The sequence below is a fragment of the Micromonospora sp. S4605 genome, assembly GCF_003176715.1.
GTDB classification, from domain to species: Bacteria; Actinomycetota; Actinomycetes; order Mycobacteriales; family Micromonosporaceae; genus Micromonospora; species Micromonospora echinaurantiaca.
The window spans coordinates 1-13,280 of the sequence record NZ_QGSW01000244.1 but is presented as its reverse complement, the minus strand read 5'-3'; the positions used below and the strand labels follow the sequence as shown (position 1 = coordinate 13,280).

Genomic DNA, 13,280 nt, shown 5'->3' with positions numbered 1-13,280 from the left:
GCGCCTCCTCCCGCATGCTCGTGAATTCCTTCACAAGCCAGTCGGGAGGGAGTCTATGACCGGGGTAACACCGACGCCCGCTGAGGGGTACCTAACTTGCCGGAAACCCGGTTGACGGGCGCTCACCAGGGGCGGAGCGGCCGCCGATCCGGGTTGCGCGGTCCGCTGTCAGCGCCGGGCGGGGCTGGCCGGGTCGAGGCCGGCGTCGTGCCGGATCGTCTCCGGCAGGTGCTCGCGCAACGCGCCACCGGCGGCGCGGTCGAGCGCGGCCAGCACCTCGGCCACCACCCGGCGGACGTCGGCGGGGTCCGCGCCGGCCAACTCCTTGAGCTGCGCGATGAGTTCGGCCGCGTCCTCGTCGGTGGCCGCCACCTCGTCCGGCCGCTCGGGTCTCATGCCGCAGAGCGTACGGAACAAAATGGACTAAAGGCGGATATTCACGAAACAGCCCGGGCCGTCCCATGGAACGGGGGCACGCCGCCCGCGCCGCTGCGGGACACCGTCCCACCGGCTGAGCGCCGAAAGATCCGCCGTGCGGCCCCTAGTCGCGGCCCGCCCTGTGCGGCCCCTAGTCGCGGACCGCCCTGTGCAGCGCCGCCAGGCCGCCGGTCAGGTTTCGCCAGGCCACCCTGCCCCAGCCCGCCGCCTGGATCCGCTGCGCCAGCGCGGCCTGGTCCGGCCACGCCCGGATCGACTCGATCAGGTAGACGTACGCGTCGGGGTTGCTGGAGACCACGCGCGCCGCTGCCGGCAGCCACCGCATCAGGTACGACAGGTAGGCGGTGCGGAAGACGGAATTGGCGGGGTGGCTCAGTTCGCAGATCACCAGCCGCCCGCCGGGCCGGGTGACCCGGGCGAACTCCCGCAGCGCGGCCTCGGTGTCGACGACGTTGCGCAGCGCGAACGAGATGGTGACCGCGTCGAAGACGCCGTCCGCGAAGGGCAGCCGCAGCGCGTCACCGGCCAGCAGCGGGACCGTCGGACGGGTGCGCTTGCCGGCGTACAGCATGCCCAGCGACAGGTCGGCGCCGACCGCGTACGCCCCGGACCGGGCCAGTTCCTCGGTGGAGACGCCGGTGCCCGCGCCCACGTCGAGCACCCGCTCGCCGGGGCGCAACCCGAGCGCCTCCCGGGTGGCCCGGCGCCAGGCCCGGTCCCGGCCGGCCGTCATCACCGTGTTGGTCAGGTCGTACCGCGCGGCCACGCCGTCGAACATCGCGGCGACCTCGTGCGGCTGCTTGTCCAGGCTGGCGCGCTGGCCCTGGGGGGTACGGCTCACCCCTCCACTCTGCCAGCCGGGCGACCGCCGACGGTCACAGGGTCGCCCCGGGTGCCGAACGCGAACGGGCGGGGTGGTCGCCCACCCCGCCCGTCACGTGCCACCCGTCAGTCGGTCGACTTCTCGTCGCCCGGAGCCACCAGGACCACCCGGCGCCGCCGGGAGATCAGCAGCAGCGCGCCACCGGCCAGCAGGACGGCCGCGCCGATCCCGCCGATCAGGCCGGCCTGCACACCGGTCACCGGCAGGCCACCACCGTCGCCACCGGTGCCCGGCGTCGGGGAGGCCGTCGGCCCGTCAGTGGGCGTCGGCGTCGGGGTCGGCCCCGCCGTCAGGTCGACGAACATGTCGAACTGGGCGGTGTTGTCACCCTGGTCGGTCTCGGTGAAGGCCTTGCGCTGCGTTCCGCTGGCGACCCGGGGCGCCTCCTCCGGCGCGCCCTCGGCGGCGTCCAGACCGGAGGCGAAGAGGAAGCCGGGACGCAGCACCGGCTCGGTCACGCCCGCGCCGACCTTCACCCGCACGTCGGCGGTGTAGTACTGGCCCGGCTTCAACACCACGCCGGAGTCCTCGCAGTACGCCTGGGCGAGGCCGCCCAGCGTCTGCTCGACGCAGCCCTCCGGCAACTCGGCGAAGGTGACGTCGGCCGGCAGCGTGATGCCGTAGGCGATCCCGGTCGCCTTGCGGCTGCCGTCGTTGAAGACCGCCCAGTCCAGCGGCGCGGTGTCACCCGGCCGGACCGGCTTGAGCCCGGTCTCGCCGGTCTCGTCGCCGTCCACCTGCACGTCGGCGTAGACGTCCTGCACCCAGGTGGTGAGGTCGTAGCCGGGCTTGGTGACGGTGATGTCGTGGTCGACGCTGTCGCTCTCCGCGTTGGCCGCGCTGATGGTGACCTTCAACGTGCCGGCGGCGCCGCGCCCGCCGGTGGAGAAGATCGGGATGCCGAAGTCCTCGGTGGTGCCGGCGGTCAGGTCGCCCAGCAGGCAGCTGAACGTGCTGCCCTCGACCTCGCAGCCCTCGGGAACCACCACGCCGACCTTGGGCTTCTTCGGGTTGAGTCCCTTGGTGTCCACCAGGACGCGGACGTCCTCGGCGTCCACCGTGCTGGTGTTGGCGACCTGGAACTTGAACGGCTTGGCCTTGGCCTCCTTGACGCCCTTGGCCAGCTCGTAGCTGAGCGGGATCAGTTGGAGCTCCGCGGTGTCGGCGGCGTGGGCCGGGGCGGCCGCGACGGTCACGCCGCCGACCGCGAGCAGAGCTGCGACGCCGGCGCGGGCCAGCGCGGAACGGTGGAACGGTGTCATCGATCCCCCGGGGTTAGGGAAGAAACTGATGGTTGCGGAACCGAGCGGACGCTATCGGAGATCGAGCGACGTACGCCAGCGCCGCCGTACGAGTCGCGTCCAGGGCTGCCCGGATGGACGAACAGTGGGGGCGGGATGGTCACCCATCCCGCCCCCACTGCCGTACCTCATATGTGAACGGCCCTCGTGGACCGATGGAGGACGGTGGAACCGCCGGGCCGGTCGCCCGTCAGGCGGCCGGCCGCTCGTCGTTCGGGGTCACCAGGACCACCCGACGACGCCGCGCCAGCACGAACAGTGTGCCACCGACGGCCAGCACCGCCACGCCGACGCCACCGATCAGACCGGCCTGCGGACCGGTGACGGGCAGGCCGCCGTCGCCACCGCCCCCGCCGCCGGTCACGGCGGCCACCTTCACCGTGAAGTCGTCGCTGTCGTCGCTCGGGTCGATGTCCTCGACGGCGTCGATCTTCGTGGTGGTCAGGAACGGCGGCAGCTCGCCGCCGGCCGCCCGGGCCAGGCTCTTGTCGGTCACCGGCAGGGCGCCCCGGGAGGTGGCCGACACGGTGCCTCCGGAAAGCAGCACCGGCGCCGGCACGTCAGCGGCGACCTTCACCGCGAAGACGCCGTACACCGTCTTGCCCGGCATCAGCCGGGTGGTGCCCGCCGCGCAGGTCGCCCGGCGCCGGTCGGCGCTCACCTCGCATCCCCTCAGGCGCTCGCTGAAGGTGACCCCCTCCGGCAGGGACGCGACGAAGTCGAGGCCGTCGGCGATCATGTCGCCCTGGTTGCCGAAGCCCGCGAAGACGATGGTCTCGTCACCCGGGTTGAGAGTGCTCTTCAGCAACTCCGGCTCGCCGCCCGGCTCCCAGGCCACCTGGGCATTCACGTCCGGGGCCCACACCTCCAGGTCGACGCCGTTCTCGGTGGTGAGTTCGATCTGGACGGTCTTGGAGTCGTTCTCGGAGTTGGTGTCGCCCGGCACCACCACGGTGAACGTGACGGGCGCCGCGTACGCCTCCTTCAGCCCTTCGGCGGCCCGGAACACGACCAGCGGCAGGTCGGACGTGGTGCCCGGCTCCGGGACGGCGAAGTCGTGGATGGCGCACTCCCAGACCCGCCGGCCGGCGGGCTCGGTCTCCGCGCACCTCTCCTCGGCGAAGGGAGCGAGCGTCACCTTGTCCAGGTCGAGCTGCGTGACGTCTATGTTGATCTTGACCCCGGTCGGGGTGTCCGCGCCCCTGTTGGTGAGCCTGATGGAGCCGACCTTGTCGGTGGTGCCCGCGGCGAGGCGGGTGCCGGCGACGTCGATCGACAGGTCGGTGCCGGCGTCCTCGGCGTACGCGGGAGCGCCGAGCGCGGCGAACGCACCCGAGGTGAGCAGGGCGGCGGCGCCGAGCCGTGCCAGGTTACGGAAGATCATGTGGAAGGTTCCCCCGTAGGCAGGATGATCGGTAGGCCGCACCATAGCCACCGGCCACCCGCCCCGCTGTCCCGTACGCCGCCGGCGAGCCGTCGGCGACCGTCCCGGCCACGAGCACCGCACCGTCCGGCCGACGCGGCGGTGCCGCACGGACACCATCGCGTGCCCGAACGGCCGGTGAACCGCCCGTCAGCGGGCGTCGACCAGCGGCAACTGCCGGCCCGCCCCGCCGCCCGGCAGGGCGATCGAGGAGAAGTGCGAGACCACCCGCTCGTCGGTCGGGTCGTCGGCCGGGGTCCAGTGCACCGCGAGCCGGTTGTAGAGGGTGTCCCGCTGGGCCGGGATCCGGTCCGCCGCCCGGATCATGCCGATCAGCTCGTGCAGGTTGGACCGGTGCCGGGCGCCGGCGGAGGAGATGACGTTCTCTTCCAGCATGATCGAGCCCAGGTCGTCCACGCCCATGTGCAGGGCGAGCTGGCCGACGTCCTTGCCGGTGGTCAGCCAGGACGCCTGCAGGTGCGGCACGGTCTCGAAGAAGAGCCGGGACACCGCGACCAGCCGCAGGTACTCCAGGGTGGTGGCCTGGGTCCGGCCCTTGAGGTGGTTGTTCTCCGGCTGGTACGTCCACGGGATGAACGCCCGGAAGCCGCCGGTGCGGTCCTGCACGTCGCGGATCATTCGCAGGTGCTCGATCCGCTCCGCGTTCGTCTCGCCGGTGCCCATCATCATGGTCGCGGTCGACTCCAGGCCCTGCCGGTGGGCCAGCTCCATGACCTCCAGCCAGCGCTCGCCGGACTCCTTGAGCGGGGCGATCGCCTTGCGCGGCCGCTCGGGCAGCATCTCCGCGCCGGCGCCGGCGATCGAGTCCAGGCCGGCCGCCTTGATCCGGGAGATCGCCTCGTCCAGGCTGACGCCGGAGACCTTGGCCATGTGCAGGATCTCACTCGGGCCGATCGAGTGGATGGCGAGCTGCGGGTACGCCCGCTTGACCGAGGAGAAGAGCTCCTCGTAGTACTCCACGCCGTAGTCCGGGTGGTGCCCGCCCTGGAGCATGACCTGGGTGGCGCCCAGCTCGACCGCCTCGCCGCAGCGGCGCAGGATCTCCTCGGTGGGGTGGGTCCACCCCTCCTTGTGCTTCGGCGCCCGGTAGAACGCGCAGAACTTGCACGCGGTCACGCAGACGTTGGTGTAGTTGATGTTGCGGTCGATCAGGTACGTGACGATGTTGTCCGGGTAGCGCCGCCGGCGTACCGCGTCGGCCGCCTCGCCCAGGGCGTGGAAGGGCGCCTCGGTGTAGAGCAGCAGGGCCTCCTCGGGCGTGATCCGCCCGCCGTCCGCGCCGCGCTGCAGGATGTCGTCGATCTCCCGGCTCACCGTCACGCCCCCGAGCCTACGTCCCCCCGGCCCGGCCGACCGCCTGGGCCCGGCCAGCTGCGGCTCACCCCACAGCCGCCGCGATCAGCCCAGTCCCGGGCTGGCGACCGGCAGACCGACCGCCTTCGCCGCGTCGAGCAGCCGGCGGTCGTAGGTGACGAACGCGGCGAAGTTTGCACCTGCCTGGGCGGCGAGGATCTCCGCCGTGGCCAGGTGGATGGCGTCGAGACTGCGCAGCAGTGGTTCGGCGTACGCACCGGCGGCCGCGCGGACGGTCGCGTCGATCTCGACCCGGTAGAGACGGGACAGGACGGTCGGCACGCCCACCAGCGCCTGCGGGGCGGCGCGGCGGAGGGCTCGAGGCACCTCGACCTCGACCAGAGCGGACGCTACCAGCGGCATGCCGGACCGTTCGTTGAGCCAGGTGACGAGGTGCTCGGTCTCGTGCTCGCGGCGGAGGAGCTTGATGATCGCCGCCGAGTCGAGATAGATCACCAGCGCTCCTCGTCGCGCGACTCGGCGAGAGCGGCCGCGGCATCGACCGTGGGATCACCGAGGATCGGCGGCATCGGGACTGGGCCGGTCGAGGTGGGGGCGGTGGCACGCCCCTCGGCGACCAGCCGACCCAGTAGGGCGTCCCCGGCCACGATGGGAACGAGTCGGGCGATCGGTTGGCCCCGGTCCGTCACCTCGACCGTCTCACCCGCCCGAACCCGGGCCAGCACCCGGCTCGTGTGCTGGTTCAGCTCTCGCACGGCGATCTGCTCCACGGAACGAGTGTAGAACAGGTTGTCCTACACCGTCACGCGTCGTAGTCGACCGTCAGGCGATCGGTGGTCGGGCTGGACTGGCAGGTCAGGACGTAGCCGGCGGCCACCTCGTCGGGCTCCAGGGCGTAGTTGCGGGCCATCGTCACCTCGCCGTCGACGATCTTCGCCTTGCAGGTCGAGCAGACCCCGCCCTTGCAGGCGTACGGCAGCTCGCCGCGCACCTTGAGCGCCGCGTCCAGCACCCGCTCGTGCCGGCCCATCGTGAAGCTCGACGAGCGGCCGTCCAGCAGGATGGTCACCTCGGTGCCGGAGCCCGGCTCGTCGGCGGCCCGGCGCGGCGGCTCCGGCGGCGCGTCGACGTAAAACAGCTCGGTGTGCACCGCCGACTCCGGCAGCCCGCGCCCGGTCAGCACCGCCTTGGCGTCCACCACCATGCCGTACGGGCCGCAGAGGAACCACTCCTCGATGGCGTCGCCGGGCACCACGGTGTCCAGCAGCCGACCCAGCCGGTCGGCGTCGATCCGGCCGGAGAGCAGCGGCGACTCGCCCTGCTCCCGGGAGAGCACGTGCACCAGGTGCAGCCGGGTCGGGTAGCGGTCCTTCAGGTCGGCCAGTTCTTCGGCGAACATCACCGTGTTCGCCGTGCGGTTGCCGTACACCAGGGTGAAGGTGCTGGCCGGCTCGACGGCGAGCGCGGTCGCGACCAGCGCGAGCACCGGCGTGATGCCCGACCCGGCGACCACCGCGCCGTAGTGGCGGACCCGGCCCGGGTCGAACGCCGAGGTGAAGTGCCCCAGCGGCGGCAACACCTCGACGGTGTCGCCGCCGCGCAGCGCGCCGCAGGCGAACGCGGAGAACGCGCCGCCGGGGATCTCCCGCACCCCGATCCGCAGCCGGCCGTGCCGGGCCAGGTCGTCCGGTGTGGAGCAGATCGAGTACGACCGGCGCACGTCCTCGCCGGCCTCGCCAGTGCGGCGTACGGTCAGGTGCTGGCCGGCCCGGAACGCGAAGGTCTCCCGGAGTTCCTCCGGCACGGCGAACGTGATCGCCACGGCGTCGTCGGTGAGCCGGTCGACGGCGGCGACCGGCAGTGGGTGGAAGACCGGCCGGCGGCGGACCGGGCGGGTGATGGTGACTGTCACAGCGCCTTCAGGTGGTCGAAGGGTTCGGAGCAGGAGCGGCAGCGCCAGAGCGCCTTGCAGGCCGTGGAGCCGAACCGGCTGACCTGTTCGGTCTCGGGGGATCCGCAGCGCGGGCAGCGCACCGCCAGGGTGAGCGGCACGACGCCGGCCGAGCGCACCGGGGCCGGCGGGGCGATGCCGGCGGCGGCGAGCTTGGCCCGCCCGCTCGCGGAGATCCAGTCGGTGCTCCACGCCGGACTGTAGGTCGTGCGGACCTCGGCGTCCGGGTGCCCGGCGGCGGCCAACGCCCGGCGGATGTCGGCCCGGATGACGTCCATCGCCGGGCAGCCGGTGTAGGTGGGGGTGATGGTGACGACCACCCGGCCGGTGGCTGGATCCTCGTCGACCGCCCGCAGGATGCCCAGCTCGTCGATGGTGACCACCCGGATCTCCGGGTCCACCACCGCCGCCACGGCCGCCCTCGGGTCGGTCACCAGCGTGCCCCCGGGTGGGCGCGGTGCAGCACCTGCATCTCGGCCAGCAGGTACGACAGGTGCTCGGTGTGCACGCCGTCCCGCCCGCCGGCCGGCGCCCAGCCGCTCTCCGGCCGGGTCAGCGTGGCCTCGTCGAGCACGGCGGAGACGGCGGCGTCGAAGTCGGCCCGCAGGGTCGCCGGGTCGACCGGCGCCGCCGGGTCGGCGGCGAACAGCTCGTGCACGTACGGCCAGACCTGGTCCACCGCCTCCTGCATCCGGCGATGCGACTCCTCGGTGCCGTCGCCGAGCCGCTTCACCCACAGCGAGCTGTGGTCCAGGTGGTAGGCCGACTCCTTGCGGGCCTTGGCGCCGATCGCGGCCAGCCGCTCGTCGGCGCAGCCGGCCAGCGCGGTGTAGAGCGGCAGCTGGTAGGCCGACAGGAAGAGCAGCTTGGCCATGGTCACCGCGAAGTCGCCGTTGGGCAGCTCGACCAGCAGGCAGTTGCGGAACTCGCGGTCGTCGCGGAGGAACGCCAGCGCGTCCTCGTCCCGGCCGGCGCCCTCCAGCTCGCCCGCGTACGTGAGCAGCAGCCGGGCCGCGCCGAGCTGGTCGAGGGCGATGTTGGCCAGCGCGATGTCCTCCTCCATCTCCGGCGCGCGGGTGGTCCACTCGGCGAGTCGCTGCGCCGCGATCAGCGCGTCGTCGCCGAGGGCGAGGGCGAAGTCGAACGGGCCGTTCACAGGTGGGCCACCCCGTCCGGCACCTCGTAGAAGGTGGGGTGGCGGTAGACCTTGTCCGCGGCCGGGTCGAAGAAGGCGTCCTTCTCGTCCGGGCTGGACGCGGTGATCGCGGCGGCCGGGACCACCCAGATCGACACCCCCTCCTGGCGGCGGGTGTAGAGGTCCCGAGCGTTGCGCAGGGCCAGTTCGGCGTCGGGCGCGTGCAGGCTGCCGACGTGGGTGTGCGACAGCCCGCGCCGGGCCCGGACGAACACCTCCCAGAGCGGCGCTTGTTCCTTGCTCACGCTGCCACCTTCTCCTTCTGCTGCTGTGCCCGCTTCGCGGCGTACGCCGCGGCGGCCTCGCGGACCCACGCGCCCTCACGGTGCGCCGCCTGCCGGTGCGCCATCCGCTGCCGGTTGCACGGCCCGTCGCCGGAGATCACCCGCATCAGCTCGGCGTAGTCCGGCTGGGTGAAGTCGTACGACTGCCGCTCGTCGTTCCAGCGCAGGTCCGGGTCGGGGATGGTGAGGCCGAGGACCTCGGCCTGCTGCACGCACATGTCGACGAAGCGCTGGCGCAGCTCGTCGTTGGAGAAGCGCTTGATCTTCCAGGCCATGGACTGCGCCGAGTGGGTGGAGTCGGTGTCCGGCGGGCCGAACATGGCCAGCGACGGGTACCACCAGCGGTCGACCGCGTCCTGGGCCATCGCCTTCTGCGCCGGGGTGCCGTGCGCCAGGGTGTGCAGGATCTCGTAGCCCTGCCGCTGGTGGAACGACTCCTCCTTGCAGACCCGGATCATCGCCCGGGCGTACGGGCCGTAGGAGCAGCGGCACAGCGGCACCTGGTTGACGATCGCCGCGCCGTCCACCAGCCAGCCGATGGCGCCCACGTCGGCCCAGGTGAGGGTCGGGTAGTTGAAGATCGAGCTGTACTTCTGCCGGCCGCTGAGCAGGAGGTCGACCAGTTCCTCGCGGCTCACCCCGAGGGTCTCCGCGGCGGCGTAGAGGTAGAGACCGTGGCCGGCCTCGTCCTGCACCTTGGCGAGCAGGATCGCCTTGCGCTTGAGCGACGGCGCCCGGCTGATCCAGTTCCCCTCCGGCTGCATGCCGATGATCTCGGAGTGGGCGTGCTGGGCGATCTGCCGGATCAGCGTCTTCCGGTAGGCCTCGGGCATCCAGTCGCGTGGCTCGATCTTCTGGTCGGCGTCGACGACCGCGGCGAAGTACGCCGCCAGGTCCTCGTCCGGGGCGGGCCCGCCGCGCCGCCCGCGCTCGGCGGCCTCCCGCAGCGCCGCCTCGGCTGCCTCGACCTCGCCGAGCAGACCACCGCCGGGCGCGTCGTCGGGGGTGAAGTCGTTGCCATACATGAGGACAAGTGTTACAGCTGACGACTCAAGAAACCAGAGGGTGTAACAGGATTGTGGTGACACCTTCCGTCACCGGTCGACCGCTCTCGGTGGACGCCCCGGCTATGACGTGGCTCACGCGACAAAGATGAATCCCCCCAAGAAACGCATACCGGGCCGTTCTCCCGCCTTCATGGCAAGTTGCCAGGTGTGGAGTTCTGGCGTGCCGCCGATCCGGACGTAGACTTTCGCCGTCACACCGATCGGCTGCCGACGATCGCCAGCCATCGAGGCCGTCTCCCCCGGCCTCGGCGATCCGCCGATCCGTCCGGGCAACACAGCCGGTTCCCCCCGGCCCTGACATCTGGAGCTCACCCACTCATGCGTTCCCGCGTGACCATGGTGCTCGCCGTCGTGGCGGTCCTCCTCGGTGGCGTCCTGCTGGTTCCGGCCGCGTACGCCCGGCTCGCCGGCGACGGCGAGACCGGCGGCGGAGGCGGCGGCAGCGTCGCGGCGCCCGCCCCGGCGCCACCGCCCCCACCGACCCTCGCGGCGACCCCGGTCGCGGTGAACTTCAAGGGCGAGTTCTTCTCCTGGGCCCTGATGGACCGGGAGAGCGGTGAGATCTCCGGCTCGAAGAACATGGCCTCGACCAGCTCCACCGAGTCGATGATCAAGTCCTGGTTCGCGGCCGACTACCTGAACCGGCTCGGCGACAAGGCCCTGCCCGGCAGCTTCAAGAAGGACATCACCACCGCGATCCGGGACAGCAACGACGACGCCGCCAACCGGCTCTACCGGGCGATCGGCGGCGCCGCGAGCATCAAGCGGATGACCAGTACCTGCGAGCTCACCGACACCAAGCCGGGCAACGTGCCGGGCTACGTCGGCTGGTGGAGCTTCACCCGGATGTCGCCCCGGGACGCGGTCCGCCTCGGCGACTGCATCGCCGACGGCACCGCCGCCGGGCCGAAGTGGACCACGTTCCTGCTCGACGAGATGGCCAAGGTCCGGGGCACCACGGCGGCCAAGGACCAGAAGGCCCGCCAGGGCGGCGGTCGCTGGGGGATCATCGACGGGCTGCCTGAGTCGATCACCAGCCAGGGCCCGGTCAGCATGAAGAACGGCTGGACCCCGCTGAACTACGACGGCAACTGGCACGTCAACTGCCTCGCCGTGACCGACCGGTGGAGCCTCGCGGTGATGCTGCGCTACCCGATCAGGAGTGGGCTGAAGTACGGCGCTCAGGTCTGCGCCAGCGTCGCCAGCCAGCTGGTGACCCCGCAGCCCGGTGCCGCGCTCAAGGTGCCGCAGCAGCCGGTCGGGAAGCTCTGATGGCCGGCCGCCGGGGCGAGCGCAAGGAGACCTCGCCGCTGAAGCTGATCGCCGTCGCGGCGATCCTGATCGGCATGGTGCTGGTGTCCCTGCGCCTGCTGCCCGGCTCGCCGTTCGAGTCCACGGCGGCCGCGCGGTGGGGCGACGCCGGCGACCGCTCCACCGGTACGTCCACCGACCGCAGGTCGCGGCCGGAGCCCACGCCCAGCCCGAGCGAGACGCTGGAGCCGCTGCCGTTCGAGGCGAAGGACCTCGACCTGGACATCGAGGGCTGGTACGCCTGGAGCGTGCTGGACCGGCGCACCGGCGAGATCATCGGCTCGGACAACATGGACGAGACCAGCACCACCGCCTCGCTGATCAAGTCGTGGATCGTCGCCGACTACCTGCGCCGGGCCGACGAGAAGGACCAGACCCCGAGCGACGCCAAGCTGGCCGACGCCACGAAGATCATCCGGGACAGCGACAACACCCGGGCTCAGCAGTTCTACAACGCCATCGGCGGGTCCGCCTCGATCAAGCGGCTGCTCTCGATGTGCGAGCTGACCGACAGCAGCGTGGCCAGCGACGGCGGCTGGAGCCGGACGAAGCTGTCCCCACGGGACACCGCCCGGCTGGGCAACTGCATCGCCGACGGTCGGGCGGCCGGGCCGAAGTGGACCAAGTGGCTGCTCAACGAGATGCGGCTGGTCCGCGGCGCGGGTGACTTCGGCATCCGCAAGGCCTTCCCGTCCGCCGAGCGGAAGACCATCGCCATCAAGAACGGCTGGATCGACCGGACCAAGGAGCAGGAGATGCACATCAACTGCCTGGCCATCGGCGACACCTGGACGATGGGCGTGATGGTCCGCTACCCGATCGACATGGGCTACGACTACGGCATGAAGAACTGCCAGAAGATCACCGCAGCCCTCCTCCGCGACGCCACCTGACCTTCGGCGGCCGCCGACCGGCTCCGGCGTCAGCCGGTGAAGAAGGCGGGGCCGCCGGCCGGGAGGGCCGGGGCGGCGCCGATGGCCGTGGCCCGGCGGGCGAACTCGCGCAGGCCGGCCACCTGGCGCTCGCCGAGCGAGAAGTCCAGCGCCCGGAAGTACGAGGCCAGCGTGGCCGCGTCGAACGGCTCCCAACGGGCACCCGCCTCGGCCACCTGGTCCAGCTCGGCGAGGCAGAGGTCGCGCGAGCGCAGGAACGCCTCGTGCACCTCCTTGACCAGCCCGGGGTGGGCGGCGGCGAAGTCGCGGCGGACCGCCCAGACGGCGAAGACCATCGGCAGCCCGGTCCACTCCCGCCACGCCTGCCCGAGGTCGGTGACCTCCAGCCCTTGCTTGGGCGCCTCGTAGAGCGCGCGCAGAGCCACGTCGCCGATCAGCACGGCGGCGTCCGCCTCCAGCAGCATCTGGGTCAGGTCGGGCGGGCAGCGGAAGTACTCCGGCCGGACGCCGTACCGCTCGGCGAGCAGCAGCTGGGCCAGCAGCACCCCGGTCCGCGAGGTCGAGCCGAGCGCGACCCGGGCGCCGTCCAGCTCGCCCAGCGGCCGGGTGGCGACGACGTTCACCGAGAGCACCGGACCGTCGCTGCCGACCGCCAGATCGGGCAGGAGCAGCAGCTCGTCGGCGTGTCGCAGGTACTCCACCTGGGAGATCGGGCCGATGTCCAGGTCGCCGGCGACCAGCGCCGCGCTCAGCCGGTCCGGCGAGTCCTTGTGCAGGTCGACGTCGATCAGCGCGCCGGAGCGCATCAGACCCCAGTAGATCGGCAGGCAGTTCAGGAACTGGATGTGCCCGACCCGGGGGCGCGCGACGTGCTCGACCATGGCCCGACCGTATCCCGGCCCGCGGGACGAGGCTCGGCGGGCCGGCCCCGGAGTGGCCAATTCCGCACCCGCCCCGCCAGTCGGCCGGAGCGCCGCCGGGCGCCGGGCCGGTGGAGCGCCGCCTCGGGGGACGGGCGGCGGGCGCACGGGCGGAAGCGCCGGCTCCCGGCGCACCGGCTCCGGGGTCGGCGGCCGCTGGACCGCCGGCGGCAGGCTCACGCCGGGCCGGCGGGTGCCGGGTCTTTCCCCACCAGGTCGGGGGCGAGCGGCGGCGGGCCGGCGGGTGCCGGCTCGCCGCCGCTCGCCCCCGACCTGGTG

At 72.4% G+C, this 13,280-nt stretch carries 16 protein-coding genes; 2 read left to right on the top strand and 14 right to left on the bottom strand.

What is annotated here, in order from left to right; genetic code table 11:
* Positions 1–168: 168 nt before the first annotated feature.
* The 13 genes from DLJ47_RS21445 to DLJ47_RS35870 all read right to left on the bottom strand — a co-directional run bounded on the left by DLJ47_RS21445 (position 169) and on the right by DLJ47_RS35870 (position 10,102).
* The gene (locus DLJ47_RS21445; RefSeq protein WP_109902097.1) at positions 169–396 is read right to left on the bottom strand and encodes a hypothetical protein; all 228 of its coding nucleotides are present in this window, start codon (positions 394–396) and stop codon (positions 169–171) included.
* 172 nt (positions 397–568) lie between these two features.
* Positions 569–1,279, bottom strand: coding sequence for a demethylmenaquinone methyltransferase (locus DLJ47_RS21440; protein WP_109902095.1), 711 nt, complete (start codon positions 1,277–1,279; stop codon positions 569–571).
* 107 nt (positions 1,280–1,386) lie between these two features.
* Positions 1,387–2,583 (bottom strand): cell wall anchor protein, encoded by a 1,197-nt coding sequence (locus DLJ47_RS21435; RefSeq protein ID WP_109902093.1) that lies wholly within the window; start codon positions 2,581–2,583, stop codon positions 1,387–1,389.
* Between the two features lie 229 nt (positions 2,584–2,812).
* Positions 2,813–4,006 (bottom strand): cell wall anchor protein, encoded by a 1,194-nt coding sequence (locus DLJ47_RS21430; RefSeq protein WP_109902091.1) that lies wholly within the window; start codon positions 4,004–4,006, stop codon positions 2,813–2,815.
* A gap of 189 nt (positions 4,007–4,195) precedes the next feature.
* On the bottom strand, positions 4,196–5,386 hold the full coding sequence (gene mqnC / locus DLJ47_RS21425) for a cyclic dehypoxanthinyl futalosine synthase (RefSeq protein ID WP_109902089.1): 1,191 nt from the start codon (positions 5,384–5,386) through the stop codon (positions 4,196–4,198).
* A gap of 78 nt (positions 5,387–5,464) precedes the next feature.
* Complete coding sequence (locus tag DLJ47_RS21420; RefSeq protein ID WP_109902087.1) at positions 5,465–5,875, bottom strand: type II toxin-antitoxin system VapC family toxin; 411 nt, start codon at positions 5,873–5,875, stop codon at positions 5,465–5,467.
* The gene (locus DLJ47_RS21415) at positions 5,872–6,150 is read right to left on the bottom strand and encodes a type II toxin-antitoxin system Phd/YefM family antitoxin (protein WP_109902085.1); all 279 of its coding nucleotides are present in this window, start codon (positions 6,148–6,150) and stop codon (positions 5,872–5,874) included. Before DLJ47_RS21415 ends, DLJ47_RS21420 begins: the two co-directional genes overlap by 4 nt.
* A gap of 32 nt (positions 6,151–6,182) precedes the next feature.
* The gene (paaE, locus tag DLJ47_RS21410; RefSeq protein ID WP_109902083.1) at positions 6,183–7,292 is read right to left on the bottom strand and encodes a 1,2-phenylacetyl-CoA epoxidase subunit PaaE; all 1,110 of its coding nucleotides are present in this window, start codon (positions 7,290–7,292) and stop codon (positions 6,183–6,185) included.
* Positions 7,289–7,765 (bottom strand): 1,2-phenylacetyl-CoA epoxidase subunit PaaD, encoded by a 477-nt coding sequence (paaD, locus tag DLJ47_RS21405; protein ID WP_109902081.1) that lies wholly within the window; start codon positions 7,763–7,765, stop codon positions 7,289–7,291. Before paaD ends, paaE begins: the two co-directional genes overlap by 4 nt.
* Complete coding sequence (paaC, locus tag DLJ47_RS21400) at positions 7,762–8,487, bottom strand: 1,2-phenylacetyl-CoA epoxidase subunit PaaC (RefSeq protein ID WP_109902079.1); 726 nt, start codon at positions 8,485–8,487, stop codon at positions 7,762–7,764. Before paaC ends, paaD begins: the two co-directional genes overlap by 4 nt.
* Positions 8,484–8,771, bottom strand: a complete 288-nt coding sequence (gene paaB / locus DLJ47_RS21395; RefSeq protein ID WP_088997011.1) for a 1,2-phenylacetyl-CoA epoxidase subunit PaaB — start codon at positions 8,769–8,771, stop codon at positions 8,484–8,486. Before paaB ends, paaC begins: the two co-directional genes overlap by 4 nt.
* A complete protein-coding gene (gene paaA / locus DLJ47_RS21390) occupies positions 8,768–9,835 on the bottom strand; it encodes a 1,2-phenylacetyl-CoA epoxidase subunit PaaA (protein ID WP_109902077.1) in 1,068 nt (355 codons plus the stop codon). The genes paaB and paaA overlap by 4 nt, the downstream gene beginning before the upstream one ends.
* Positions 9,836–9,949: 114 nt before the next feature.
* A complete protein-coding gene (locus DLJ47_RS35870; RefSeq protein WP_158289865.1) occupies positions 9,950–10,102 on the bottom strand; it encodes a hypothetical protein in 153 nt (50 codons plus the stop codon).
* A gap of 93 nt (positions 10,103–10,195) precedes the next feature.
* Here DLJ47_RS35870 and DLJ47_RS21385 point away from each other — a divergent pair, with 93 nt between their 5' ends.
* Together DLJ47_RS21385 and DLJ47_RS21380 are read left to right on the top strand one after the other, a co-directional pair.
* The gene (locus tag DLJ47_RS21385; protein ID WP_109902075.1) at positions 10,196–11,149 is read left to right on the top strand and encodes a hypothetical protein; all 954 of its coding nucleotides are present in this window, start codon (positions 10,196–10,198) and stop codon (positions 11,147–11,149) included.
* Complete coding sequence (locus tag DLJ47_RS21380) at positions 11,149–12,081, top strand: hypothetical protein (protein WP_109902073.1); 933 nt, start codon at positions 11,149–11,151, stop codon at positions 12,079–12,081. Before DLJ47_RS21385 ends, DLJ47_RS21380 begins: the two co-directional genes overlap by 1 nt.
* A gap of 29 nt (positions 12,082–12,110) precedes the next feature.
* On the opposite strand, the gene DLJ47_RS21375 is transcribed toward DLJ47_RS21380, so the two are convergent.
* On the bottom strand, positions 12,111–12,962 hold the full coding sequence (locus DLJ47_RS21375) for a menaquinone biosynthetic enzyme MqnA/MqnD family protein (protein ID WP_109902071.1): 852 nt from the start codon (positions 12,960–12,962) through the stop codon (positions 12,111–12,113).
* Between the last annotated feature and the right edge of the window lie 318 nt (positions 12,963–13,280).

Excerpts from the sequence above, each read along its gene's own strand:
- DLJ47_RS21445 (WP_109902097.1), bottom strand. The coding sequence starts at position 396 with ATGAGACCCGAGCGGCCGGACGAGGTGGCGGCCACCGACGAGGACGCG.
- DLJ47_RS21435 (WP_109902093.1), bottom strand. The coding sequence starts at position 2,583 with ATGACACCGTTCCACCGTTCCGCGCTGGCCCGCGCCGGCGTCGCAGCT.
- DLJ47_RS21430 (WP_109902091.1), bottom strand. The coding sequence starts at position 4,006 with ATGATCTTCCGTAACCTGGCACGGCTCGGCGCCGCCGCCCTGCTCACC.
- paaA (WP_109902077.1), bottom strand. The coding sequence starts at position 9,835 with ATGTATGGCAACGACTTCACCCCCGACGACGCGCCCGGCGGTGGTCTG.
- DLJ47_RS35870 (WP_158289865.1), bottom strand. The coding sequence starts at position 10,102 with ATGGCTGGCGATCGTCGGCAGCCGATCGGTGTGACGGCGAAAGTCTAC.
- DLJ47_RS21385 (WP_109902075.1), top strand. The coding sequence starts at position 10,196 with ATGCGTTCCCGCGTGACCATGGTGCTCGCCGTCGTGGCGGTCCTCCTC.
- DLJ47_RS21380 (WP_109902073.1), top strand. The coding sequence starts at position 11,149 with ATGGCCGGCCGCCGGGGCGAGCGCAAGGAGACCTCGCCGCTGAAGCTG.
- DLJ47_RS21375 (WP_109902071.1), bottom strand. The coding sequence starts at position 12,962 with ATGGTCGAGCACGTCGCGCGCCCCCGGGTCGGGCACATCCAGTTCCTG.